This window comes from Photobacterium lucens (assembly GCF_009873615.1).
GTDB classification, from domain to species: Bacteria; Pseudomonadota; Gammaproteobacteria; order Enterobacterales; family Vibrionaceae; genus Photobacterium; species Photobacterium lucens.
In genome coordinates, this window is the sequence record NZ_SSMG01000288.1 from 13,675 (window position 1) to 40,248 (window position 26,574).

General features: G+C 41.6%; 25 protein-coding genes. 16 read left to right on the forward strand and 9 right to left on the reverse strand.

The window, feature by feature from the left end:
* Positions 1-260 precede the first annotated feature (260 nt).
* From E5A76_RS12460 to E5A76_RS12475, 4 genes are all read right to left on the reverse strand, one after another.
* Entirely contained in the window at positions 261-1,655 is a 1,395-nt protein-coding gene (locus E5A76_RS12460; RefSeq protein WP_053988597.1) for an AmpG family muropeptide MFS transporter, read from the reverse strand.
* A 258-nt stretch (positions 1,656-1,913) separates the two neighbouring features.
* On the reverse strand, positions 1,914-2,465 hold the full coding sequence (locus E5A76_RS12465; RefSeq protein WP_053988596.1) for a peptidylprolyl isomerase: 552 nt from the start codon (positions 2,463-2,465) through the stop codon (positions 1,914-1,916).
* Entirely contained in the window at positions 2,465-3,037 is a 573-nt protein-coding gene (locus E5A76_RS12470; RefSeq protein WP_053988595.1) for a YajG family lipoprotein, read from the reverse strand. Before E5A76_RS12470 ends, E5A76_RS12465 begins: the two co-directional genes overlap by 1 nt.
* A 99-nt stretch (positions 3,038-3,136) precedes the next feature.
* Positions 3,137-4,261 (reverse strand): methyltransferase, encoded by a 1,125-nt coding sequence (locus E5A76_RS12475; RefSeq protein ID WP_161119130.1) that lies wholly within the window; start codon positions 4,259-4,261, stop codon positions 3,137-3,139.
* Positions 4,262-4,405: 144 nt separating this feature from the next.
* On the opposite strand from E5A76_RS12475, the gene bolA reads away from it, so the two are divergent.
* The 9 genes from bolA (at position 4,406) to nqrM (ending at position 12,557) form a co-directional block, all read left to right on the forward strand.
* Positions 4,406-4,717: a transcriptional regulator BolA gene (gene bolA / locus E5A76_RS12480; RefSeq protein ID WP_008986370.1), complete on the forward strand. Its 312-nt coding sequence runs from the start codon at positions 4,406-4,408 to the stop codon at positions 4,715-4,717.
* Between the two features lie 574 nt (positions 4,718-5,291).
* A complete protein-coding gene (locus E5A76_RS12485; protein WP_161119131.1) occupies positions 5,292-6,632 on the forward strand; it encodes a Na(+)-translocating NADH-quinone reductase subunit A in 1,341 nt (446 codons plus the stop codon).
* Between the two features lie 3 nt (positions 6,633-6,635).
* Positions 6,636-7,880 (forward strand): NADH:ubiquinone reductase (Na(+)-transporting) subunit B, encoded by a 1,245-nt coding sequence (locus tag E5A76_RS12490; RefSeq protein WP_053988593.1) that lies wholly within the window; start codon positions 6,636-6,638, stop codon positions 7,878-7,880.
* Complete coding sequence (locus E5A76_RS12495) at positions 7,870-8,661, forward strand: Na(+)-translocating NADH-quinone reductase subunit C (protein ID WP_053988592.1); 792 nt, start codon at positions 7,870-7,872, stop codon at positions 8,659-8,661. Before E5A76_RS12490 ends, E5A76_RS12495 begins: the two co-directional genes overlap by 11 nt.
* Positions 8,654-9,286: an NADH:ubiquinone reductase (Na(+)-transporting) subunit D gene (locus E5A76_RS12500; RefSeq protein WP_008986374.1), complete on the forward strand. Its 633-nt coding sequence runs from the start codon at positions 8,654-8,656 to the stop codon at positions 9,284-9,286. The genes E5A76_RS12495 and E5A76_RS12500 overlap by 8 nt, the downstream gene beginning before the upstream one ends.
* Positions 9,287-9,293: 7 nt before the next feature.
* Positions 9,294-9,890, forward strand: coding sequence for an NADH:ubiquinone reductase (Na(+)-transporting) subunit E (nqrE, locus tag E5A76_RS12505; RefSeq protein WP_005370126.1), 597 nt, complete (start codon positions 9,294-9,296; stop codon positions 9,888-9,890).
* Positions 9,891-9,912: 22 nt separating this feature from the next.
* Positions 9,913-11,139 (forward strand): NADH:ubiquinone reductase (Na(+)-transporting) subunit F, encoded by a 1,227-nt coding sequence (gene nqrF / locus E5A76_RS12510; RefSeq protein WP_008986375.1) that lies wholly within the window; start codon positions 9,913-9,915, stop codon positions 11,137-11,139.
* Between the two features lie 159 nt (positions 11,140-11,298).
* Positions 11,299-12,324, forward strand: a complete 1,026-nt coding sequence (locus E5A76_RS12515; RefSeq protein WP_316247331.1) for an FAD:protein FMN transferase — start codon at positions 11,299-11,301, stop codon at positions 12,322-12,324.
* A gap of 11 nt (positions 12,325-12,335) precedes the next feature.
* Positions 12,336-12,557: a (Na+)-NQR maturation NqrM gene (gene nqrM, locus E5A76_RS12520; protein ID WP_008986377.1), complete on the forward strand. Its 222-nt coding sequence runs from the start codon at positions 12,336-12,338 to the stop codon at positions 12,555-12,557.
* Positions 12,558-12,615: 58 nt separating this feature from the next.
* On the opposite strand, the gene E5A76_RS12525 is transcribed toward nqrM, so the two are convergent.
* Entirely contained in the window at positions 12,616-13,833 is a 1,218-nt protein-coding gene (locus tag E5A76_RS12525; protein ID WP_161119133.1) for a response regulator, read from the reverse strand.
* A 235-nt stretch (positions 13,834-14,068) separates the two neighbouring features.
* On the opposite strand from E5A76_RS12525, the gene dinB reads away from it, so the two are divergent.
* The gene (gene dinB, locus E5A76_RS12530) at positions 14,069-15,148 is read left to right on the forward strand and encodes a DNA polymerase IV (RefSeq protein WP_449301130.1); all 1,080 of its coding nucleotides are present in this window, start codon (positions 14,069-14,071) and stop codon (positions 15,146-15,148) included.
* A 77-nt stretch (positions 15,149-15,225) separates the two neighbouring features.
* Here dinB and E5A76_RS12535 read toward each other — a convergent pair whose 3' ends face one another.
* Positions 15,226-16,686 carry an aminoacyl-histidine dipeptidase gene (locus tag E5A76_RS12535; protein WP_161119135.1) on the reverse strand — a complete coding sequence of 487 codons (1,461 nt, stop codon included), beginning with the start codon at positions 16,684-16,686 and terminating at the stop codon, positions 15,226-15,228.
* Positions 16,687-17,804: 1,118 nt separating this feature from the next.
* Here E5A76_RS12535 and E5A76_RS12540 point away from each other — a divergent pair.
* The 6 genes from E5A76_RS12540 (at position 17,805) to E5A76_RS12565 (ending at position 24,437) form a co-directional block, all read left to right on the forward strand.
* A complete protein-coding gene (locus tag E5A76_RS12540; RefSeq protein WP_053988587.1) occupies positions 17,805-19,094 on the forward strand; it encodes an NCS2 family permease in 1,290 nt (429 codons plus the stop codon).
* A 69-nt stretch (positions 19,095-19,163) separates the two neighbouring features.
* Positions 19,164-19,622, forward strand: a complete 459-nt coding sequence (gpt, locus tag E5A76_RS12545) for a xanthine phosphoribosyltransferase (RefSeq protein ID WP_053988586.1) — start codon at positions 19,164-19,166, stop codon at positions 19,620-19,622.
* 157 nt (positions 19,623-19,779) lie between these two features.
* The gene (gene frsA / locus E5A76_RS12550; RefSeq protein WP_053988585.1) at positions 19,780-21,039 is read left to right on the forward strand and encodes an esterase FrsA; all 1,260 of its coding nucleotides are present in this window, start codon (positions 19,780-19,782) and stop codon (positions 21,037-21,039) included.
* A gap of 261 nt (positions 21,040-21,300) precedes the next feature.
* On the forward strand, positions 21,301-21,705 hold the full coding sequence (gene crl, locus E5A76_RS12555; protein WP_161119136.1) for a sigma factor-binding protein Crl: 405 nt from the start codon (positions 21,301-21,303) through the stop codon (positions 21,703-21,705).
* A 253-nt stretch (positions 21,706-21,958) separates the two neighbouring features.
* A complete protein-coding gene (gene proB / locus E5A76_RS12560) occupies positions 21,959-23,113 on the forward strand; it encodes a glutamate 5-kinase (RefSeq protein WP_053988583.1) in 1,155 nt (384 codons plus the stop codon).
* A gap of 82 nt (positions 23,114-23,195) precedes the next feature.
* Positions 23,196-24,437 carry a glutamate-5-semialdehyde dehydrogenase gene (locus E5A76_RS12565; protein ID WP_161119137.1) on the forward strand — a complete coding sequence of 414 codons (1,242 nt, stop codon included), beginning with the start codon at positions 23,196-23,198 and terminating at the stop codon, positions 24,435-24,437.
* Positions 24,438-24,519: 82 nt separating this feature from the next.
* On the opposite strand, the gene E5A76_RS12570 is transcribed toward E5A76_RS12565, so the two are convergent.
* From E5A76_RS12570 to E5A76_RS12580, 3 genes are all read right to left on the reverse strand, one after another.
* The gene (locus tag E5A76_RS12570) at positions 24,520-24,711 is read right to left on the reverse strand and encodes a DUF2897 family protein (RefSeq protein ID WP_008986387.1); all 192 of its coding nucleotides are present in this window, start codon (positions 24,709-24,711) and stop codon (positions 24,520-24,522) included.
* A gap of 158 nt (positions 24,712-24,869) precedes the next feature.
* The gene (dapE, locus tag E5A76_RS12575; protein WP_107164856.1) at positions 24,870-26,000 is read right to left on the reverse strand and encodes a succinyl-diaminopimelate desuccinylase; all 1,131 of its coding nucleotides are present in this window, start codon (positions 25,998-26,000) and stop codon (positions 24,870-24,872) included.
* Between the two features lie 13 nt (positions 26,001-26,013).
* A complete protein-coding gene (locus E5A76_RS12580) occupies positions 26,014-26,364 on the reverse strand; it encodes an ArsC family reductase (RefSeq protein ID WP_053988579.1) in 351 nt (116 codons plus the stop codon).
* Positions 26,365-26,574 lie beyond the last annotated feature (210 nt).

The window sequence follows — 26,574 nt, forward strand, 5'->3', positions numbered from 1 at the left end:
TAATTCTATTGCTTAATCTCTCACTTGGGAATGTAACGTTTGCGCAATCCTTTGCTTTTTGTGATCTTGATCGTCTGAAATCTATTACATTTACAAAATAAGTGTGATCTTTGTGCGCTTTTTTTACGCATTTAGTGAACTTTTTATGAGGTTGATGTTCTGAGGAAATTTTTTTGATAGCAAAAATATGCAATTTGCATAAAAGATGTAGAGGTAAGATCCCTGCTTTCAACAAAAATCTTACCTAAAGTGCGAGAGGATTATTGTTCTTCGATAGCGGTAGGAGATTCAGCTGATGTTAGCGCTGAATTTTTCGCAACTAGGCGGATTAAAATCAGTACAGGAATACCGATCAGTGCCGTAGTTAAGAAAAATATGTTATAGCCAAAATGGTCAACATACATGCCAGAGAAGCCGGCAATGAATTTTGGGAATAGCAACATGATCGAACTGAATAACGCGTACTGAGTTGCAGAGAATGCCACATTGGTTAAGCTAGACATAAAGGTAATGAAGGCGGCTGTTGCAATACCTGCACCTAAATTATCAGCTGAAATGACTAAAGTTAGCATTTCGATATTGTTACCAATGTAGGTGAAGATCATAAACAATAGGTTAGTGATCGCAGACAATAATGCACCTAGTGCAAGAATGCGCAATGTACCAAATTTACTCACCAAGATACCGCCTAAGCCTGCACCTACTAACGTCATGATCACACCAAACACTTTTGATATTGATGCAACTTCACTCTTGGTAAAGCCCATATCAACATAGAATGCATTCGACATCACGCCCATAACCACATCGGAAATACGGTAACAGCTTATCAGCAATAAGATCAGCAGGGCATTCTTGCCATAGCGTTGGAAAAAGTCTTGGAATGGCATGATCACAGCTGTATAGAACCATGCACCTAATTTAGCCTGACGCTTACCTAAGCCTTTTTGCTCAAGTTTTTGCTGGTATTCATCTTCGATCTTTTCAATAGATGAACTATCAATATTTGGCTCTTTAACCAATAGCGTAGTAATCACACCAATCAGCATCATCCCTGCCATGATAAAGTAAGCCGCTTTCCAACCTGATGGATCATAGCCACTGTCTGAGCCAAACCATGCTGCAAATGCGAGCGCACCTGCACCTGCCATGATCATTGCTAAGCGATAACCTGCCATATAGGTCGCAGAAAGTGCTGCCTGTAAACGCACAGTAGCTAATTCAATACGAAATGCATCAATAACAATATCTTGAGTTGCAGAAGCAAACGCGACAACGATAGCAAAGAGGGCGAATTGTATGAGATCCGTTTGTGGGTTACTGGTTGCCATTCCGCACAGTGATAAGATGATGATCAGCTGTGAAAACAACATCCAGCCTCGGCGGCGACCAAAAAGTTTGGAAAAAATCGGCAGTGGAAAACGGTCTACTAATGGTGACCATGCCCACTTAAAACCATAAGCTAGTGCCACCCAACTAAAAAAGCCAATACTGGTACGGCTGACATCAGCTTCGCGCAACCAAAAAGAAAGCGTTCCGAACACCAGTAGAATAGGTAAGCCGGATGAGAACCCGAGCGCGAACATGATCAGAGCTTTGGGATTTAAATACACACGCCAGCCGGTGGTATTATCCTGTTGTATGGCTTTATCCATATTTTCCTCATAGCACAAGCATCCATTGCAGATACTTGCCAATAGTGAAACTGTTATTTTTTCTTTATAAACGAGATCTTAGCAGTAATAAACTAAGTTCGCATTGGTTCAGTGTTAATTCGACACCAAGTTATGAAGTTAATTCAGCAGTACTTGGGTCTAATGAATAGACCAAGACTTTAGGATAAGAAAGTTTTTGTGGAAAGTGAGCTGTGCGGAAACGCCACCTATGAATGTGGGCATAGGTGGCATTATTTATTATTTAACGATTTTCATCGATTCAATAATGATTGGCTTTTGCGGTACGTCTTGCATACCTGTTGCAGGGCTAGAGCCTGTTGGAATTTTTGCCATGTCTTCTACAACATTAAAACCGTTGATCACTTTACCGAAAACAGCGTAACCAGGATTGTTACCAGCAGCATTTAAGAAGCTGTTATCTTTGTAGTTAATAAAGAATTGGTTCGTTGCTGAGTTAGGATCTTGCGTACGTGCCATGGCAATCGTTGCTGTATCATTTTTCAGGCCGTTAGTTGCTTCATTTTTAATTGGAGCATGGGTTGGACGTTTCTTCATGTCTTTATCAAAGCCACCGCCTTGTGCCATAAAGCCAGGGATCACACGATGGAAGATCGTACCGTTGTAACTGCCTTCTTCTACATAACGTAAGAAGTTTTTGCTAGTGATTGGCGCTTTTTCATCATTTAACTGAATAGTGAAATCGCCTAAGTTAGTTGTTACTAAAACTTTAGTAGCAGCACTTACAGGCAATGCAATCAGTAAACATAGTGCGAGTAAAAAACGTGGCATTAAAGATTCTCCGTTAAATATTGACGTAATTCGCCATCATTGGCGATTTCATTTAGCACTGAATTCATCATTTTTTCTAAGCTTTGCGCAATGTCTTCACGTTTCACTTTCAATGGTTCTTGTTTAGTTGAACGTGCTGAATATTGCTTACTAAATGTGCCTTTTGGTGTAGTAACCACAAGCGCAATTTGTAGTTCACTATTCATGTCGTACTTAACAAGGCCTTGTTTTACGTTAACTAGCGCTTTTTCAATATTAATAGCAATGTTTGATGACGCAGAAGGTGTTACTTTGATCCCTTCACTCGCCAGTTGCTTTGTTAAAGCATTCTGGAATGTTGCTGCAATGTTCTCAGCAGGCTGGAACTCTTCAACATTCTTTGCGCCGCTATCGACTACACCAATATATTGCTGGCTTCGTGAGTCTTTACTCGACATCTGTACGCTTAGGTGATTAGCAGCAGCTTGTGATGCAATCACTGGTGTAAGTGTTAGAGCTAATGGTGGTTGTACAGGGTTACTTGCACACGCACTCACTAATAAAGCAGTTGCAATCACGATGTATTTTTTCATGCTCTCCATTTCCTTTGCGCTAGTTGTATAAATATAAACGAAAAAATCGGATGTTATTAAACATCACAAGCAATTAATTCGCGTCATAATGACGTTAGATTATTTTGTTGATTGTAATACGACAAACTTATTGTTTTGACCAATTAGTTTTACATTGCTAAATACACGCTTCAATTTTTCATGGTAGCCCAATTGGCGATTACCAATCACAATCATCTCACCACCTTTACGTAAGGTACGTTGCGCATCACAAAACATTTGCCAAGCAATATGATCTGTTACGGTATTTTGCTGGTGGAATGGGGGATTACAAAGCACCAAATCAGCACTATCAGGCTCAAAACTATCTAAACAGTTATCGTTAACTACAGCTAACTGTTGTGGATTTTCTAGGTTAATGTTGGCATTTTCTCGACATGATGCCGCAGCCATAAAGCTCTCATCAACACAGGTGACGCTTGCTTGTGGATTGAGTTGAGCGACTTTAATACCAATCACACCATTACCACAGCCAAGATCGATAATGTCTTTGTATTTTGTATCTTGTGGAATGAAATCCAATAGTAAGCGACCACCAATATCTAAACTGTCACTAGAAAAGACATTCGCATGGTTAGTGATTGTTAACTTATGCTCTGGCACATCCCACTTTACTGGATGGGGGAGGGGCTTAGCTAAGTTTGGATTCACCTTACAAAAGATCAAACGGGCTTTTTTTACTGCTAATGACGTTTTGGTTTCACCTAAAAATTTTTCAAATAGTTTTAACGTCGATGTATGAATCTCTTTCACTTTACCAGCGGCAATCACCATGCAATCAGCAGGAAGTAAATGACAAAGTTGCTGTAATTGCCAACTTAATAAGCGATTATTTTTAGGCTGTTTTAGTAATATTAACTGTGGGTTTTGCGGTAAATCCGCCAGACAATCAATGATTGAAATCGGTGGTAGTTGATTACGCTCTAAGTTCTCTTGGCAGGCTTGTTTAGCAATAAAAGAGTCTGTCACGCTAGTCACCGGTGCTTGATTAGCAAACCAACAACCGAGCGCGCCAAAGCTATCGTTCATGATTAGAATTGGGCGTTCAGGATCGAGCTCCATCTCTTGGCAGTGATTGATCAGATACTCATCTGCGGCGTCCCATGCTTGCAGAGTTTCATTTTTCCTTACTGGAAAGCGTTTTAGCGTTAAGGTGCGTTGATGTAAGGTTAGCTCTGGTTTCATTGCGGATAACTTTCAGGTATGTTTACGAAATAGTCGGCTATTTTCGCAGAACACCACGCGAGTGCAAAGGAAATACGACATCAAAATAAGAATAAAGTAGAGAAAGATTTAGCAATACCGTGATATTGCTAACGGAGGTTTATCATGATCCAACAACGTATTGAACATAAGCTTAATGAAGCGTTTTCACCTAAGCACTTAGAGGTGTTAAATGAAAGCTATATGCATAATGTTCCACCGGGCTCAGAGAGTCACTTCAAAGTAGTTGTGGTGAGTGAGCAATTTAATGATCAACGTTTGATTGCAAGGCATCGTTCAATCAATAGTGTACTTGCTGATGAATTGGCAAACCATATTCATGCGTTAGCGATTCATACTTATACCGAAGCTGAATGGGCAGAATCGATGACAGCACCAGCGTCGCCATCTTGTCGAGGTGGCTCACAAATTGGGTAATTAGCTCATAACATTATGAATAAAAGGTCGTTTTTATAACGGCCTTTTTTATTATCTCTGTTTACTATAGCGCCCAGCATTTTATTTTGAATTTAGCATGATCCGTTAAAAGTCCATCATTCGTTTAATACTTTGAAGTGTTCATCAATATTCACGAAATAAATGTTTATTTGTTATTTTTATGTTTGATATTGGTTAATTTGAGCTTGATTTAATAGCGATTTTGTTAAAAAAAGCATCAAAAATAAATGCAATAGTAAGCTGCGTTATTTTTAAGAAATGTGCGCTTGGTCAAATTTATTGAGTTATGAAACTATTGCGCTTCAATTGTTGCTTGGTTTTCAGTCGGAATCGCGCGGATTAGCATAGAAAAAACGACTGGAATAATGGTAGAATCGCCGCCTTGAAAAAATTACTCACCACAATATTTGTGGTGCGGTAGTTAACTAGATGTTGCGGTATTGGTGCTTTACAGGTGAGGTCTTACCTGTAGACCGATTTCGAATCATGGAAAGTCGTGTCTTAGATTGCGCAATAGAAAATTCTTTTTCCCTTTAATGTAGTGCAAGTGCGTATGATTACAATAAAAAAGGGTTTGGATATCCCAATTGCAGGGACTCCTACCCAGGCGATACATGATGGCAATGCCATCTCTAAAGTCGCCTTGCTTGGCGAAGAATATGTTGGTATGCGTCCTACAATGCATACTCGCGTAGGGGATGTAGTGAAAAAAGGTCAGGTTCTTTTTGAAGATAAGAAGAATCCAGGCGTGAAATTCACTGCTCCAGCTAGCGGCAAGGTAGTGGAAATCAACCGTGGTGCTAAACGTGTTCTGCAATCTGTAGTAATTGATGTAGAAGGCGACGAGCAAATCACATTTAATAAGTATGAGTCAGCTCAACTTGCTCAACTTGATCGCGCTGTAGTTGTTGATCAGTTAGTTGAATCTGGTCTATGGACTGCGCTTCGCACTCGTCCATTTAGCAAGGTTCCAGCAGTAGGTTCTGAGTCTCAAGCTATTTTTGTGACTGCAATGGATACAAATCCATTGGCTGCGAATCCAGAAGTTATCATCAATGAGCAAAGCGACGCTTTCATTGCTGGTTTGACGATCCTATCTCGTCTAACAAGCGGTAAAGTTTACGTTTGTAAATCTGGTGCTAGCCTTCCTCGTTCATCTGAAGCAAATGTTGAAGAGCACGTATTTAACGGTCCGCACCCAGCGGGTCTTGCTGGTACGCACATTCACATGCTTTACGGTGCAGATGCAAACCACATTGCTTGGAGCATCAACTACCAAGACGTTATTGCGTTCGGTAAGTTGTTCCTAACTGGTGAGCTATTCACAGATCGCGTTGTTTCTCTTGCGGGTCCAGTTGTCAACAAACCTCGTCTAGTGCGTACTCGCCTAGGTGCTTCTGTTGAGCAACTAACTGATTCAGAAATGATGCCTGGTCAACTACGTGTACTTTCAGGTTCAGTGCTTAACGGCGTGAAAGCTGATGGTCCACATGCTTACCTAGGTCGCTACCACCTACAAGTATCAGCACTGCGTGAAGGCTATGAAAAAGAATTCATGGGCTGGATTGCACCTGGTAAGAACAAGTTTTCTGTAACTCGTACATTCTTAAGCCAGTTCTTCCCTGGTCAGTTGTTCAACATGACAACAACAACGAATGGTTCTGAGCGTTCAATGGTGCCAATTGGTAGTTACGAAAAAGTAATGCCGCTAGACATCGAACCAACATTGCTACTTCGTGATCTATGTGCTGGTGATTCAGACAGCGCACAACAACTTGGTGCATTAGAACTAGATGAAGAAGATCTAGCACTATGTACATTTGTTTGCCCTGGTAAGTATGAGTTTGGTCCACTGCTACGTGAGTGCTTGGACAAAATTGAGAAGGAAGGGTAATTCATGGGTCTCAAGAATTTCCTCGAAGATATCGAACACCACTTTGAACCAGGTGGTAAGCATGAGCGTTGGTTTGCACTATACGAAGCATTCGCAACAATCATGTACACACCAGGTCAAGTAACGCGTACTTCTGCGCACGTTCGTGACAGTATCGACCTTAAGCGCCTAATGATCATGGTATGGCTTGCGGTCTTCCCAGCAATGTTCTGGGGTATGTACAACGTGGGTGACCAAGCGATTGCTGGTCTTAACCACCTTTACACTGGCGATAAGCTAGCTGCAATCATTGCTGCTGATTGGCATTACTGGTTTACCCAAATGCTAGGCGGTACCCTATCAGTTGACGCTGGTTGGGGCAGTAAGATGCTGCTTGGTGCAACGTATTTCCTACCTATCTACGCAGTTGTATTTGCTGTGGGTGGTTTCTGGGAAGTGTTGTTCTGTATGGTGCGTAAGCACGAAGTTAACGAAGGTTTCTTTGTAACTTCTATTCTTTTCGCATTGATCGTTCCACCTACACTACCACTTTGGCAAGCGGCACTAGGTATTACCTTTGGTGTTGTAGTCGCAAAAGAAATTTTTGGTGGTACAGGTCGTAACTTCCTTAACCCTGCACTTGCAGGTCGTGCGTTCCTATTCTTCGCATACCCAGCTCAGATCTCTGGTGATCTAGTATGGACTGCGGCGGATGGTTTCTCTGGTGCGACTCCGCTAAGTCAGTGGGCTCAAGGTGGTCAAGCAGGCGTTGTTAACACTATCACTGGTCAAAACATCACTTGGATGGACGCATTCATCGGTCACATCCCAGGTTCTATTGGTGAAGTTTCTACTCTAGCTATCCTTATCGGTGGTGCATTCATCGTTATTATGGGTATTGCTTCATGGCGTATCATTGCCGGTACTATGATCGGTATGATTGCAGCAGCAACACTATTTAACATCATCGGTTCTGATACTAACCCAATGTTCAGCATGCCTTGGCAGTGGCACCTAGTTCTAGGTGGTTTTGCATTCGGTATGATGTTCATGGCAACAGACCCAGTATCTGCAGCGTTTACCAACAAAGCAAAATGGTGGTATGGCGCATTGATTGGTGCAATGGCTGTAATGGTGCGTGTAGTTAACCCTGCATACCCAGAAGGCATGATGCTAGCGATCCTATTCGCTAACTTATTTGCACCTCTATTTGACAACCTAGTTGTTCAAGGCAACATCAAGCGGAGACTGGCTCGCCATGGCAAGTAATAAAGATAGCATTAAAAGAACGCTGCTTTTTGTTGTTGTATTGAGCTTAGTGTGTTCAATAATCGTATCTGTGGCGGCTGTTTCACTACGTTCTAAGCAGCAAGAAAATGCGGTACTAGACGTACAGCGCAACATTCTTTCTGTTGCAGGACTACTAACACCAACAACAAACGTAAAAGAAACGTACGGTAAATTCATCGAGCCTAAGCTTGTAAATATTGAAACCGGTGCATACGTTTCTGAAGTTGATGGTCAAACAGCAGCACAATACAACCAACGTGCAGCAGCGAAAGATCCTAAAGAATCGACTAAGCTTCCAGCTAGCGAAGATTTAGCGAAGATCATTCGTCGTGCAAACGTGGCAACTGTATACCTTGTTAAAGATGCAGCTGGTCAAACAACAAAAGTGATCCTACCTATCCACGGTAACGGTCTATGGTCAATGATGTACGCTTTCGTAGCTGTTGGCATGGACGGTAACACTGTTGACGGTATCACTTACTACGATCAAGCAGAAACTCCGGGATTGGGTGGTGAAGTTGAAAACCCAACATGGCGTGAGCAGTTCGTTGGTAAGAAGTTGTACGACATGAACTTCAAGCCTGCAATCAAGATTGTTAAAGGTGGCGCACCAGCAGGTAGCGAACACGATGTTGACGGTCTATCAGGTGCGACACTAACAAGTAACGGTGTACAGCACACCTTCGATTTCTGGTTTGGTGCTCAAGGCTTCGGTCCTTACCTTGCTAAGCTACGTGCAGGAGATCTGAATAATGGCTGATGCTAAAGAAATGAAAAAGATCCTATTTGGACCTTTTATCAGTAATAACCCAATCGCCCTTCAGATCCTTGGTGTATGTTCGGCGCTAGCGGTAACAACAAAACTAGAAACAGCGTTTGTTATGACAATCGCAGTAACTGCGGTAACTGCATTCTCTAACTTATTCGTTTCACTTGTACGTAATCAAATCCCGAACAGCGTGCGTATCATTGCTCAGATGGCAATCATCGCATCACTAGTAATCGTGGTAGACCAGGTACTAAAAGCGTACCTATACGATATCTCTAAGCAGCTATCTGTATTCGTTGGTCTTATCATTACTAACTGTATCGTAATGGGTCGTGCAGAAGCATACGCAATGAAGTCTGCGCCACTACCATCATTCATTGACGGTATTGGTAACGGTCTTGGCTATGGTTTCGTACTGATCACAGTAGCTTTCTTCCGTGAACTATTAGGTTCTGGCAAGCTATTCGGTATGCAGGTTCTACCACTTGTTTCTGACGGTGGTTGGTACCAGCCTAACGGTCTAATGCTGTTAGCGCCGTCTGCTTTCTTCCTAATCGGTTTCATGATCTGGATTATTCGTACTTTCCGTCCAGAACAAGTAGAAGCGAAGGAGTAAGGGGAACATGGAACATTATCTTAGCCTATTAGTTCGTTCGATTTTTATCGAGAACATGGCGTTATCTTTCTTCTTAGGTATGTGTACATTCCTTGCGGTATCTAAGAAAGTTAAGACCTCTTTTGGTCTTGGTGTTGCGGTAATCGTAGTACTTACGATCGCAGTACCTGTAAACAACCTTGTTTACACATACTTATTGAAAGATGGTGCACTAGTTCAAGGTGTTGACCTTAGCTTCCTGAACTTCATTACTTTCATCGGTGTTATCGCGGCGTTAGTACAGATCCTAGAAATGATTCTGGATCGCTTCTTCCCGCCTCTATATAACGCACTAGGTATTTTCCTACCGTTGATCACAGTTAACTGTGCAATCTTCGGTGGTGTATCGTTCATGGTACAGCGTGACTACAACTTTGTTGAATCAATCGTGTACGGCTTCGGCTCTGGTACAGGTTGGATGTTAGCAATCGTTGCACTTGCGGGTATCCGTGAAAAGATGAAATATTCAGATGTACCTGCAGGTCTACGTGGTCTAGGTATTACCTTCATCACAGTTGGTCTGATGGCGTTAGGCTTCATGTCTTTCTCTGGCGTACAGCTGTAATCAGGATAAGTAAGGAATATCAATGGATATTATTCTTCTTGGCGTAGTCATGTTCACCTTGATTATCCTGGCTCTAGTTTTAGTAATTCTATTTGCTAAATCTAAGCTAGTACCAACAGGTGACATCACTATCTCAGTAAACGGCGATCCAGAAAAAGCGATCAAAACTGGTGCAGGCGGCAAACTACTAGGTGCTCTAGCGGGTAACGGTATCTTTGTATCATCTGCATGTGGTGGCGGTGGCTCTTGTGGTCAGTGTCGTGTAAAAGTTAAATCTGGCGGCGGCGATATTCTGCCAACAGAATTAGATCACATCACTAAAGGTGAAGCACGTGAAGGCGAGCGTCTTGCGTGTCAGGTTAACGTGAAGTCTGATATGGACATCGAACTACCTGAAGAAATCTTTGGTGTGAAGAAGTGGGAATGTACTGTTATCTCTAACGATAACAAAGCAACCTTCATCAAAGAGCTTAAGCTACAAATTCCAGATGGCGAATCAGTACCTTTCCGTGCTGGTGGTTACATCCAGATTGAAGCACCTGCTCACCACATTAAGTACTCTGACTTTGATGTTCCAGAAGAGTACCGTGAAGACTGGGATAAGTTTAACCTATTCCGTTACGAGTCTAAGGTTGATGAAGATATCATCCGTGCTTACTCAATGGCTAACTACCCTGAAGAGTTCGGTATTATTATGCTAAACGTGCGTATCGCTACGCCGCCGCCTAATAATCCAGACGTACCACCAGGTCAAATGTCATCATTCATCTGGTCACTGAAAGAAGGTGACAAGTGTACTATCTCTGGTCCATTCGGTGAGTTCTTCGCGAAAGACACTGATGCAGAAATGGTATTCGTAGGTGGTGGTGCAGGTATGGCGCCAATGCGTTCTCATATCTTCGACCAACTTAAGCGTCTGCACTCTAAGCGTAAGATGTCTTACTGGTACGGTGCACGTTCTAAGCGTGAAATGTTCTACGTTGAAGATTTCGATATGCTTGCTGCTGAAAACGATAACTTCGTATGGCACTGTGCACTGTCTGATCCACAACCTGAAGATAATTGGGATGGTTACACTGGCTTCATCCATAACGTGCTTTACGAAAACTACTTACGTGATCACGAAGCACCTGAAGACTGTGAATACTACATGTGTGGTCCACCAATGATGAACGCCGCTGTTATCAGCATGCTGAAAGATCTTGGTGTAGAAGACGAAAACATCCTACTAGATGATTTCGGTGGCTAATACATAGCCCTTCGATCACAATAAAATTGGCTGGCCAGTGAATGGTCAGCCTTTTTTCTTACTAACCCTTTTAAAACCTGTTTTTTATTGTGGTTACTTATCAATAAGTCGATTGATAAGTACTCAGACTAAAGAACAACATGAACGATGGAGTATGAAGTGAAGCGTTTCCTGCTGTGCGGTGCGTTGATGTTATCAACGATAATGCTGTTGACGGGCTGTGGTGACAGTCGTCAGCAGATTGATATTAATGGACAAACAATGGGGACTTACTATTCAGTAAAACTCATTAAGCAAGATGGGTTGCCTAGTCCTGAAACGATCAAAAAAGAAATTGATAAGCGTTTAGAGCTTGTTAATGATCAAATGTCGACTTATCGCCCTGATTCAGAATTAAGCCAATTTAACCAGTTACAATCTACACAACCTTTTGAGGTTTCTGCGGCAACAGCAAAAGTGATCAGTGAAGCTCTACGTATTTCTAAGCTAAGTAATGGCGCTTATGATGTAACAGTAGGTCCATTAGTGAACTTATGGAGTTTTGGCCCAGAAGCTCGTCCTGAATCAACGCCAACAGATCAAGAGATCGCAACGCGTAAAGCTGAGATCGGCTATCAACATTTAAGTGTTATTGATGGTAATAAGTTAGTAAAAGATCTACCAGGTTTGTATGTGGATCTGTCTTCGATTGCCAAAGGCTATGGTGTCGATGTGGTGGCAGATTACTTAAAAGATGATCTGCATGTGAAAGACTTCATGGTTGATGTGGGTGGTGAGGTTCGTCTGCAAGGTAAGAACCGTTCTGATGTGCCTTGGCGTATCGCAATTGAAAAACCGATTGCTAATGAACGCGCAGTACAAGATATTATCCAAGCGGGTGATATGGCTATTGCGACATCGGGTGATTACCGTAATTACTTTGAAGAAGATGGGGTGCGTTATTCTCACTTGATCAACCCACAAACAGGCAAACCGATTGCAAACCATGTGGTGTCTGTTACTGTGATCGCGCCGTCTTGCATGACGGCAGATGCTTATGCAACCACTTTCTCTGTTATGGGAGAAGAAGAGTCGTTAGCATTAGCGAATAAAGAAAAGTTACCTGTCATGTTGATTGTAAAGACCAAAGATGGCTTTGTTGAATTTAAGTCAGATACGTTTGAGCAATACGTCGTTAAAAAATAAATGAGGTGATCATGGTTGTTTACTTAACAACATTTGCTGTATTTCTTTTGGTCATTGTTGCAATGGCTGTTGGTTATATCTTTCAACGTAAAACCGTAAGCGGTAGTTGTGGTGGTTTAGACGGTATTGGTATCGCGAAAGAATGTGATTGCCCTGAGCCGTGTGATGCGCGTAAAAAGCGTGAAGCTCGTGCTGCTCGTCAAGCTGAGTGGAAGAAAAATCAAATCATCTAATCATTATTATGCGTAGATGAGTAAATAATAAAAGCCTGAGTTTGACTCAGGCTTTTTGCTATTTAACCAATTGGTTACGACCATTTTGTTTGGCGCTATAAAGATTATCATCAGCGACTTTGAGTAATTCATCGATGTCTTCCAATCCTGTGGTTGCGCCTATGCTAATCGTGACTTCAATATTCTGTTCAAGGTATGGAATAGTGATAGATTCAATACGTTGACGTACTAGCTCTAGCGTAGCAATAAAGGTTTGGTAATTACCGCAATGTTTAATACAAAACTCTTCACCACCAAAGCGCGCCACAATGGCTTCAGGGAAGTGTGCATCAATGATTTTACTCACGGTAATGAGTACCGCATCACCGCCATCATGACCATAGGTATCATTCACTTTTTTAAAGAAGTCGATATCAATCATGGCGATATTGCGTTGTTGTGTTTCCGATTGGCAACAGCTGTGAGTGAAGAAATAGCGACGATTCCAAAGCCCAGTTAATGCGTCTTGGTTAGCCATACGATAGAGTTTATCGGAAGTATCTTTCATATTAAGAATATGGTGGATACGACAGTTAAATTCTTCTTGATTGAAAGGTTTGTATAAAAAGTCATTAGCACCCGCTTTCAAAAATTGGGCTGTCATGGTGCTGTCGTTACTGCCAGATAAACCCAATACCGCCATTTTATTTCGACTGTACTCACGACGAATTTCACGGGTCATGGTAATGCCATCTTTTTCCGGCATATCGTTATCGGTGATCACTAAGCTAATATCTGGGTTATCTTCAATGATCTGTAATGCTTCGTTGCCATCAGAGGCTTCGTATACGGTTAGGTTTTGCTTCTCTAATAAGTTGCTGACATGGTTGCGCACCATATCTGAGTCATCTACAACTAATGCCTTATGATCCAGATTAGATTTTAAACGCAGTAGTAAAGGGACTAAATAGGCAACAGAAGCTGCGCTGTCTTTGAGTAAGTAATCTAATACCCCTTTAGCAAGCACCTTTTCTCGGATTTCATCATTGAATTGTGCCGTAAGTACGATTGATTTGATGTTATGACTTAATACTAAATCAATAATTTCACCATCTTGGGCATCAGGAAGGCAGTAATCGAGCACTGCGCAAAGATAACGTTCAGGATCGGCCAACAGGGAGTGAGCTTGTGCTAAATTTTCGGCAAACACTGCTTTAAAGCCTGCCTGTTGTAATTGATCTTTAAGATAATGACGAAATGCGCGGCTATCTTCTACAACAAGTACTTGATGTTGCAAAATAAACTCCTTTTCTAGCTGTACGCATAAAGTGATAGACAATATATTGATATATATAACATTAGATGTAATGAGTTGATTATCAAATATTTCTCAGACTTGCGATTTTGTGATCTTGCAGCGAAATATTTCATCTAGATTGAATTTTAAATAATGCACCATTTTTCGTTTTCCAACGATTGTGATTCATCGCTATAATAGCTGTATGTATAAACAGTGTGTTTTGAGCGTAAATGTGGCGAAAGTAGCAGAGCAAAAAGCGGTACAGAGGAAGATCATTCACGTCGATATGGACTGCTTCTATGCGGCGGTTGAGATGCGAGATGATCCTGCTTTGCGTGATGTTCCCATTGCGATCAGTGGTCGCTCTGCTCGTGGGGTCGTGAGTACTTGTAATTACCTTGCGCGTAAATACGGAATTCATTCAGCCATGCCCACTGCTCATGCCTTAAAGCTGTGTCCGCATTTGACTTTAGTTCCGGGAAGAATGCAGGTATATCGTGAGGTTTCACAGCAAATACGCGCTATTTTTGAGCGTTATACCGATAAAATAGAACCTCTCTCACTTGATGAAGCGTATTTAGATGTCTCTGATTGTGAAATGCTTCATGGCTCAGCGACACTTATTGCACAAGACATTCGTCGAGCAATAGAGCAAGAGTTACAACTTACCGCATCGGCTGGTGTAGCCCCTGTTAAGTTCATTGCGAAAGTGGCTTCTGATCTGAATAAGCCCAACGGACAATACGTGGTTACTCCTGAAGAGGTTGATAATTTTGTTGCAGATCTAAAGCTGGAAAAAATACCCGGTGTTGGGAAAGTGACGATACAAAAATTGCATGAGAAAGGCTTATTCGTTGGGCGTGATGTGCAAAATTACGATCGCCACTTATTGTTGCAACAGTTTGGGAAGTTTGGACAATCGCTGTGGTCACGTGCTCATGGTATTGATGAGCGTGAAGTGATTGTTGAACGGCAACGAAAATCGGTTGGGGTAGAGCGTACTTTTAGCCAAAATATTTCCAGCTATGAGCAATGCTGGCAAGTGGTAGAGCAGTTATACCCAGAGCTGGAGCAACGATTACGTAAAGTGCGTCCTGAGCTTGATATTGCTAAACAAGGGGTGAAGTTAAAGTTTGCTGATTTTCAACAAACGACCGTTGAGCATATTTATCCCAAATTAGATAAAACGCAGTTTGTGGATTTACTTAAAGAAGCGATGACGAGGCAAAACAATCGTGAAATTCGCTTAATAGGTTTAAGCGTTGGATTAGAAGTAGGATTAAAAGCACAGCAGCTTTCTTTTGGTTTCTAGTCTTTGCCAGAATCAATGACATAAAAAACGGGCTTAACGTCTTTTAGCGTTAAGCCCGTTGTTGTTGCTGGGTTACATTACTTTTTAACAGGAATGTTTTTCAGTACAGCGATCATTTGATCCCAGAACATTTGTACGGTATCAATCTTCACTTTCTCATCTGGTGAGTGTGGGAATTTGATCGTAGGGCCAAATGAAAGCATGTCCATTTCAGGGTATGGTTCTTTAAACAGACCACACTCAAGACCGGCGTGGATCACCATGATGTTTGGCTTGTTACCGTACATCTCTTGGTACATATCACGGAACACATGCATAATTTCAGAATCGGCATCTGGTTTCCAGCCAGGGTAAGTACCAGAGAACGCACATTCTGCACCTGCTAATGTCGCTAGTGATTGCAGCATGCTTTCTACATAACTACGACCAGAATCCGTTAATGAACGCACTAAGCAAAGAACGATAACTTTATCGTTTTCAGTTGTGATAACACCCATGTTTAGTGAAGTTTCAACTACACCTTCAATGTCATCACTCATGCGGATCACACCGTTAGGGCATACGTTAAGTACATTGATCAAACGTACTTGATCTGCCATTACCATCACATCTGCTGGTAGCTCAGTGGACTCAGTAAATAGGTTGATGTCAGTTTCTACGTGACCAAGCTCAGCACTTAATAGCGTTTGGAAATGCGCGAATAAGTTATTTAGTTGATCAACATTGGCTGCCGGTAGAGTAACAATCACAGATGCTTCACGTGGGATTGCGTTACGTAGGCTACCACCTGTAAAGTTGTTAATACGTAAGCCAAGCTCATCTGCGTGACCTGCTAAAAAGCGCGCCAGTAATTTGTTAGCGTTGCCACGACCAGTGTGAATATCACAACCTGAGTGACCGCCTTTTAAGCCTTTTAATACAAGTTTTACTGCTTGGTGGTCAGCTGGTGTCGCTTCACGAGTAATATCCAGTGTGATAGCACCATCTACGCCGCCAGCACAGCCCATGTATACTTCGCCTTCTTGCTCAGAGTCAGTGTTTAGTAGGATATCACCTTCTAACCAACCTTCTTTTAGGCCAAAAGCACCCGTCATGCCAGCTTCTTCATCAATGGTTAGCAGCACTTCTAATGGGCCATGTTCAATGTCTTTTGCTGCAAGTACAGCAAGACAGCTTGCCATACCCATACCGTTATCAGCACCCAGTGTTGTGCCTTTTGCCGTTACCCACTCACCGTCGATGTATGGTTGGATAGGATCTTTAGTGAAGTCGTGTACAGTTTCTTCATTTTTCTGTGGAACCATATCGATGTGTGCTTGAAGTACCACACCTTTACGGTTTTCCATGCCTGCAGTTGCAGGTTTTTTAATGATCACATTACCTGTTTCATCACGACGAACGTCTAAGCCTTCTTTTTTAGCAAATTCAACAATGAATTGTGCAAGTTGTTCTTCATGCTTAGATGGGTGAGGGATAGAACAGATTTGATCGAAAAATTGCCATACGGCTTTAGGTGATAGTTGACTGATTTCAGACACGGAAGCCTACCTTTATACAATATTGGGCTAGTGACACTTGTCAGGCTATTAGCCGCCAAATGACATAAATATGTAGCGATAAAACCTATCGCATTTTTTTTAGCATATCATTCTGACTAATGCGGAGGTAGAGAAAAAAGTAAAATCTTAAACCGCAAATACGATAATGCATAAGTATGAATCATGTTTAATGATCACTCACAACAGATACATCACTGTAAGTTATTTTAGATATTTATTTGTTTTATCTAGATTATGGAACTATGGTTTACTTTTAAAAATGAAAAAAAATTACATCAAAATTTATTTAACAATGTTTTTTTACGAAAAGTGTGACGAGCTTAAAAAAATAACTTGAAAGTAAATTACGAAATGGTTATGATTTCTACAATCTCAGAGAGATGATGAATTAATGACTGTACATGTTCAGGATGAACCCGAGATATCGCCTCCAAGGAACCGAGATAAGTGCGGCCTAGATGGTCAATACGATCCAAGGATTAAGTAGATAATAATTATGTGCTTAATTAGGATTACTTATTTGTAAGGTGATTTAAAAATGAAATTATTTGATTCTATTACACACTTTTGGAATAACCGTTCTGTATACACAGGTAACTTTACTTACCCTAGTTACTTCGGTTACTAAGAATTTTGTTATCTAGTTGCTGACTAGCTAACTGAACTGTTTGTTCACCCCCTAACTTGAGAATACTAAATAATCGTTAACGGTTATTTGCAACATTCGCCGCCACTTCGTATTGAAGTGGCGTTTTTTTATTTATGACCTGCTATTTTATTCCCACTCGTAACTGCATTTCTTCATTTATGATGAATTTTTCAACGATCTCGCTGGTTTTATTCTTATAAATATAAAAAACCACAATTATTGTTATTTGGAATATAGTTGCTAATGCATTGATTTTATATTGCTAATTTCCTGTTACAAAAAGGCAAATGGAGCAAATAAAATTAATTCGCTTTAGAACGGTGTTTTTACTCGATATTTTCTGGAAATTGATAGATCTGATGTTTATAATCGCGCTCAAATTGAGAACGCAAACGTTTTCTATTTTTGCATAATACCTAACGTGTCTATCTCCAAGGAACCGAGAAACATGCTTGAGAAGTTATTTAAACTGAAGGAACACGGCACTGATGTGCGCACTGAGTTGCTTGCAGGCTTAACCACTTTCCTGACGATGGCTTACATCATTTTTGTAAACCCAACTATGCTAGCCAATACAGGAATGGATAAAGGTGCCGTTTTTGTTGCAACTTGTTTAGCGGCAATGATTGGCTGTTTCGTGATGGGCTTTTTTGCAAACTATCCTGTGGCTCAAGCGCCAGGTATGGGGCTAAATGCCTTCTTTACCTACACTGTGGTGTTAGGTATGGGCTATACATGGCAAGTGGCATTAGCGGCAGTTTTCTTATCGGGCTTATGTTTTATCGCTCTGAGCCTATTAAAGGTGCGAGAGTGGATCATTAACTCGATCCCCTTGGCGTTAAGAACTGGGATCTCAGCCGGTATTGGTTTATTTCTTGCGTTTATTGCCCTACAAACCTCAGGCATTGTGGTTGATAACCCAGCGACGTTAGTACAAGTAGGCGACTTAACTAGCTTCCCTGTAATAATGGCTGCGCTTGGTTTCTTCTTAACCATTGCGTTAGTGCATCGTGGTTTTAAAGCGGCTGTGTTGATTGCCATTTTAGTGGTAACGGCATTAGGTATTATGTTTGGTGAAGTGAGCTACGGCGGCATTATGTCTATGCCACCAAGTATTGCTCCAACCTTTATGCAATTAGATTTTGCAGGTGCAATGGAAGTTGGTTTGATTTCAATTGTGTTTGCTTTCTTGTTTGTCGATTTATTTGATACTGCAGGAACATTAGTCGGCGTAGCGACCAAAGCTAACTTGATTGGCGAAGATGGTAAGCTGCCTCGTTTAAATCGCGCACTACTAGCAGACAGTACTGCAACGTCAGTTGGTGCGCTATTGGGTACATCGAATACCACTTCTTATGTCGAGAGTGTGTCCGGTGTCGCAGTCGGAGGACGTACTGGTCTTACTGCGGTAACGGTTGGTGTATTATTCCTCCTTGCACTATTTTTTGCACCGCTTGCTGGCATGGTGCCAGCGTACGCAACAGCAGGTGCATTGTTCTACGTAGCAATTCTTATGATGTCAGGCCTTGTGGCAATTGATTGGCGTGATCTAACAGAAGCAGCACCAGTTGTTGTGGTTTGTTTATTGATGCCATTAACTTATTCAATTGCTGAAGGTATTGGCCTTGGTTTCATCACTTACGCTGCAGTTAAAGCGATGAGTGGTAAGGGACGTGACGTAAATATCAGTGTTTGGGTAATTTCAGCGCTGTTCCTTTTGAAAATTATTTTTCTCTAAGTTTTAGATTAATAAAGCTTTACTAATTTATGGCGATTTTCGAATCGTTGATCCAGAGGTTCTTTGTTTATGAGTAATAAATTCATCATCACTTGGGATAACATGCAAACCTATACACGTCAGCTGGCTGAAAAGCTACTTCCAGCGGATCAGTGGACAGGTATCATTGCTGTTAGTCGTGGCGGTTTGGTTCCTGCTGCTATTTTGGCGCGTGAGCTAGGTATTCGTCACGTAGATACGGTATGTATCTCAAGCTACGATCATGATCATCAACGTGACATGCGTGTGATCAAGAAAGCAGAAGGTGATGGTGAAGGCTTTATCATCGTTGATGATTTAGTTGATACAGGCGGTACGGCAGAGAAAATCCGTGAAATGTACCCACGTGGTAAGTTCGTAACCGTATGTGCAAAACCTGCAGGTAAGCACTTAGTTGACGATTACGTTGTAGATATTCCACAAGATACGTGGATTGAGCAACCATGGGATATGGCGGTAACGTTTGTTGATCCAATCGCTAAGCGATAAGCAATTTCTCTTTATCAAGGCTTATCGCTGTAGGGTGGTAAACTAAGATTGATTATTAAGACGCCGATAAGGCGTCTTTTTTTGTTTTAAATCGACATACGTAAGTGATTTTGGGTATATCATCACTACACATTATAAAGACTACGTGGAGAGTGCCGTGTCTGAGCCATCCCCTGAAAATTTGTCCGAAAAGTTATTTGCCCCAAGACCTACCTCTAAAGAAACATCGAGTTTAGTGAAAATTGCTCATGTACGCAGTGGGCGAGTGAACAATGCGCTGGATGGTGAGAGTAAGGCTGGCTGGTACCGTGTTTTACGTCGTCCTCAATGGATTTGGCAAGGTGTCGATCCTATTCAGCTTGAAGCGGTTTTAGCACGCATTGCGAGCTCAACAGCGCAGCGTACAGATGAAAACCTATTAGATACCGTGATTGGTTATAAGCCGGGAAACTGGAGTTATGAATGGTCACAGCTGGGTGCAAGTTACCAAAAACAAGCTCGTTTATTGCTAAATGAAGGCGAGAAATTAAAAGCCTCAGAGTTGTTATTAAAAGCCAGTACCCATTACAGCATTGCTGCCTACCCTTATATAAAAGGGGATCAACTGGCAGATCAGGCAGAGTTACAAGCCAATCAAAGCTACCGTGAGGCGATTGAGTTACGTCCGCATGATATGCGTACTATTAACGTAAAATATGAAGGCAAAACCTTTGAAGCTTTCATTCATTTACCACGTACCGATAAATTATTACCAACTGTTATTGTCAGTGGTGGCTTAGACACTCTGCAGTGTGATTTATGGCGTTTATACGAAGATTATTTAGGCCCTGCAGGCTATGCCATGGTGACACTTGATATGCCATCGGTAGGCCATTGTGATCGTTGGAATTTAACGGAAGATACTAGCCGTTTACACCAAGCACTATTACAACAAATTCGTGATGTACCTTGGGTCGATCATCATAAAGTTGCCATGCTGGGTATTCGCATGGGCGGCAATGCAGCCATTCGTTTGGGCTTTATGGAGCCTACACGTTTAAAAACATGTATTAGTTTAGGTGGGGCGATTAATAGTGTGTTGACTCAGCCAAAGCTGATTGAGCAAATTCCGCGTATGTTCTTAGATGTTTTAGCATCACGTATGGGCAAAAATGGTCAATCTGAAGCGAGTATTATTTCACACTTACCTGCATGGTCTTTGAAAAATCAGGGGATCTTAGGCCGTCGACGTATTGATATGCCAATGTTAGGGATCAGTTTGAAAAACGATCCGGTGTGTCCTGAGATGGATAATCAGCTGATTGCGCTTTCAAGTTACGGTGGTAAAGCACTAACCTTACCTGAAAAGCCACTACATGATGGCTATCATCGTTCGATGATAGAAGTTGTGAAGTGGTTAGATGAGAAACTCGCCTAATTGCTGGTAAAGAAATCATAGTGTCATAAAGATGACGGAATAATACCTTAAGTATTGTTCCGTTTTTTTATACTGCTTTGATATTGTTAAAAAATACGTATACCTACATTGGCATTTCACCAAACATCAACCATAATATAACAAATAATGATAATGATCTCGTTGCACATCATGATGATGAAGCAATGTCATCATTGATCATGTTTATTTTGTTGAGTATGCGCTTACTCATAACTGCAGTTGACTATGGATGGATTAGCAATGACGACGGCAACTCTGTTTCCGCCTCATGGGCGTTTAATGACAAAATTAACTGCATTAGGACCTTATTTACGAGAAAAAAAATCACAAGAAGGTTACTTTTTCTTTGATTGTTTAGCGAGCTGTGTGAATGCAGACAAAGAGCCTGAAGAGCGTGAATTTTGGGGCTGGTGGTTGGTATTAACCGCGACCGATAACGGCTTTGAATACAGCTATGACTTTGGGCGTTATGATCTTAGTGGTGAATGGAACGAAGGCAAATTACCCGCTAAACACAAAGATGCGGTGATGAAAACCTTGGTCGATTTCCACGAAAAGTTAACACCTTTTATTGTTGATGAGTGCCAATTAACACTTTCAGCGTCTTCTAATTTAACGCAAACTCAATTAACCGAATTGGCATAAATAAAGTTAGATATTTTATAAAACCCATAAGATAGCTTATGGGTTTTTTTGTGTCTTTTTTTTACAAATTGTTGTTTGAGACAACGGAATTTACTGGCCTTGATGTATTTTTGTGTAATTTATGGGCGTTTCAGTGTGTTAATTAAATATTTGCCCATTTATATTTATTTCGTAACGGTTTTTCTCTTGTGCTTTGTCAGCGGTATTGATAAAACAAAGTACTTTTTATTTCTTTTTATTTTGTTTGATCCCCATGGCAGATACCAAAAATACCAATGCTCGAGAGCAAGACCTTGCAGCATCTGCTGCATCACAAACAATTGTTGTTAAATTGGGCACCAGCGTTCTAACTGGCGGTACGCTAAAGTTAGATCGTGCTCATATGGTTGAGCTTGTCCGTCAATGTGCGATGCTTCGTCGCCAAGGACATAAAGTGATTATCGTGACTTCTGGCGCAATTGCGGCAGGCCGCGAGCATTTAGGTTACCCCGAACTGCCCAAAACAATGGCAAGTAAGCAATTGCTTGCTGCTGTTGGTCAAGGTCGTTTGATCCAAGAATGGGAAACCTTGTTTGGTATCTATGGGATCAACATCGGTCAAATGTTGTTAACTCGTGCTGATTTGAATGACCGTGAGCGTTACTTGAATGCTCGTGACATGATCGTTGCACTATTAGATAACGGCATTGTTCCTGTTGTGAATGAAAACGATGCGGTTGCGACAACTGAAATTAAAGTCGGTGATAACGATAACTTATCAGCACTTGTGGGTATTTTAGGTGGCGCAGATAAACTGTTATTAATGACAGATCAACCGGGTTTATTTACTGCAGATCCTCGTAGTAATCCTGATGCTGAATTGATCCGTGAAGTGCATACGATTGATGAGACATTACGTAAACTAGCTGGTGGTAGTGTAGGCGGTTTAGGTACTGGCGGTATGGCAACCAAGCTGCAAGCGGCAGATGTTGCGCGTCGTGCGGGTATTGAAGTGATCATTGCTGCTGGTCGTCGCCCTGATGTGATCATTGAACTAGCGGAAGGTAAATCTGTAGGTACACGTTTCTTACCATTGGAGTCACCACTAGAAAGCCGTAAACGTTGGATTTTGGCTGGTCCTCCTCCAGCGGGTGATATTGTGATTGATGACGGCGCTGTCACTGCTGTGCAACAACGAGGCAGTAGTTTACTTGCGAAAGGGATCACCATGGTAAAAGGTGACTTTGAGCGTGGTGAAGTTGTGCGTATCTTTGATAAAGATAATAACCTATTAGCACGTGGTATTTGCCGTTACTCAAGTGTCGATATGGCAAAAATTGCAGGTAAGCACAGCCAAGACATTCATCAAGTATTAGGCTATGAATATGGTCACGTGGCGATCCATCGTGATGATATGGTAGTGATTTAAAACGACATGTATCTATAAATACAGATAAGCATTGGCTACACGACAGGGATTATAACGAGGAATTATTGTGAATCTTGAATTAATGGGACAAGCAGCACAGCAAGCTGCTTTCGAGTTAGCAACAACCGCTACAGCGATTAAAAACAAAGCATTAGCTATTATTGCGGATGAATTAGAAAGTAATAAAGACATTATTTTAGCGGCAAACAAGCAAGATATTGATGCGGCTGTTGAATCAGGCATGTCTGAAGCATTAGTTGATCGTCTATTACTAAATGAGTCACGTTTAGCGGGTATCGCTAATGATGTGCGTAATGTGATTAACCTAAACGATCCTGTCGGTGCTGAGCTTGATAGCCGTGTACTTGAAAATGGTATGCGTTTAAGCCGCCGTCGTGTGCCACTTGGTGTGGTTGGCGTTATTTACGAAGCGCGTCCAAATGTAACTATTGATATTGCTGCGCTATGTTTGAAAACGGGTAACGCTAGTATTTTGCGTGGTGGTCGTGAAACCTTTCACTCAAACATGGCATTGGTAAAAGTGATCCAAGTTGCATTAGAAAAAGCAGGCCTACCTGCATCTTCTGTGCAATACATTGAGCAGCCAGATCGTGAGCTAGTATCACAGCTACTTAAATTAGATCAGTACGTGGACATGATCATTCCTCGTGGTGGTGCGGGTTTACATAAAATGTGTAAAGAGAACAGCACTATTCCTGTGATCATCGGTGGTTTTGGTATCAGCCATATTTATGTTGATGATAGCGCTGATCTAACACGCTCTTTAGATGTGGTTGAGAACGCAAAAGTACAACGTCCATCAGCATGTAATGCGTTAGATACGTTACTAGTGAATGAGAAAGTAGCAGAAGCGTTTTTATCTCGTTTAGTTGAGCGTATGAATAAGGCAAAAGTAACGCTTGTTGCCGATGACACGGCTTACAACCTACTTGAAGGTAAGGCATCTTCACTGCGTAAAGTAGCGGAAGGTGACTTTGATACTGAATGGTTAAGCTACACGCTAGGCATTAAAGTTGTTAATAATGTGGATGAGGCGATTTTCCATATGCGTAAACACAATGCGAGCCACTCAGATTCGATCCTAACTAACAACTTACAAGCAGCAGAGCGTTTCGTTAATGCGGCAGGCTCTGCGGCAGTTTATGTGAATGCGTCAACACGCTTTACTGATGGTGCGCAATTTGGTTTAGGTGCGGAAGTTGCAGTATCAACCCAGAAGCTACATGCTCGTGGTCCAATGGGCTTAGAAGAGCTAACTAGTTATAAGTGGGTGGGTGTGGCTGATTACTTAAGCCGTGCTTAATTGTTGATTAATATGTAAAAAGCTGCCAATTAGTCATTACTATTTGGTAGCTTTTTTTATGTCTGTGATATTGGCTTTTCGCCTAGGCTTTGTCGTCTTTATCTTGAGGTACAGAGTCTTCTTTTTTACTAAGAGGATGCTTATCGTCAAATAACTTGTGCTTTTTCTGCATGCCAATTTTCATATAAGCGGTATATTTGAGCGCGGCAATATTGCTGGCAATGACAGCAACAATAATAAAAGAAATTACCCACGGATTAAAAAGCCATTCCATATTAGCCTCACTGATTGAGTGATAAAGAGTATTTTCAGCATATCACTGTTCTTGAGCACTTGGCTTAATATTCGTCATAAAAGAGATAATAAAAAGCAGCCAGTTATTTCACTTATGAAGAAAATAACTGGCTGCTTATGTATTTCATTGCGATGTGATTACAGCGCTTTTTCTAACACTTTTTGGTACATGTCAGTAAGCTTTTCAAGATCTGCGACTTTCACACACTCGTTTACTTTATGGATTGTTGCATTAACAGGGCCAAGCTCGACAACTTGTGCGCCTGTTCGAGCAATGAAACGACCGTCAGATGTGCCGCCTGTGGTTAATAGCTCAGGTTGCTGGTGGTTTACTTCTTCAATTGCAGCAACTACGGCTTCAACCAATGTGCCTTTGTCGGTTAAGAATGGGTGACCGCTTAACGTCCATTTTAGATCGTAATCTAAACCGTGGGCATCAAGTACTGAATGTACACGACGCTTGATTTCAGTATCGGTTAACTCGGTGCTGAAGCGGAAGTTAAACTGCACCTGAAACTCACCTGGGATCACGTTGGATGCACCTGTGCCAGCTGCAATATTTGGGATCTGGAAACTGGTTGGTGGGAAGTACTCGTTACCATTATCCCATGTGATCGCAGCAAGCTCTGCGAGTGCTGGTAGTGCTTTATGAACGGGGTTATTGGCAAGGTGAGGGTAAGCAACATGACCTTGAATACCTTTCACCGTTAAATCACCTGTGATTGAACCACGGCGACCATTTTTCACCACATCACCGACATTCAGCGTACTTGATGGTTCTCCAACAATACACATGTCGATTTTTTCATTGCGTGCTTCAAGGGTATCAACCACACGAGTCGTCCCATTGATGAAAGGGCCTTCTTCATCAGAGGTGATCAAAAGCGCAATAGAGCCGTTGTGATCAGGATTTTCAGCAATAAAGCGTTCAATCGCCACAATCATACACGCCAGTGAACCTTTCATATCAGCCGCACCACGACCGTGTAGATAGCCATCGATAATTGTTGGTTCAAACGGTGGTGTATGCCATTGCTCTACTGGGCCTGAAGGGACAACGTCAGTATGACCTGCGAACACAAACAATGGAGCTTGTGTACCACGGCGTGCCCATAGGTTAGTCGTATCTTCAAATACCATGGTTTCAATAGTGAAACCGAGTTGCTCTAGGCGAGCGATCATTACATCTTGGCAGCCGGCATCTTCAGGGGTGACCGAAGGGCGGCTCATTAAATCTTTAGCGAGTGCAATAACTGGGCTATCAGACATCCTTGTATCCTTGTTATTGTTGAAAAATTTCTTGGTATTGAGCTGGTTTAAAACCTAGATAGTACGCGTCATTGTGTACTAATAGTGGACGCTTGATCATCGCTGGTTGCTCTAACATCAGCGTTAATGCGTTGTCGCGGTTTAAACTGTTTTTTTGCTCATCAGTTAATTGACGGTAAGTAGTACCACGTTTGTTCAGCATGGCTTCCCAGCCAAGGGCTGCTTCAAAGGTTTCGAGTTGAGCACGATCTAAACCATCAACACGGTAATCATGGAAAGTGTATTCAATGTTTTCTGCTTCAAACCACTTTTTCATTTTCTTAATGGTGTCGCAATTTTTGATGCCGTAGGCAATAGTACTCATAGAAGGCTCTAACTTGTTATTTTTGTGATGAATGGTCTTTTATAACGAGATTACACAATGACCGCAAGCATTGATCCTTGGCTAAAAAGGACGGTGAATTAAAAAAGTAAAATTTAGAAATAAATTTACGGAATATTTTTACTTCTTTTTACGCTTGAGAAAGTAAAGATTGATCTGGTTTGATCGAACTCAACATAAAATTTTCTTAGC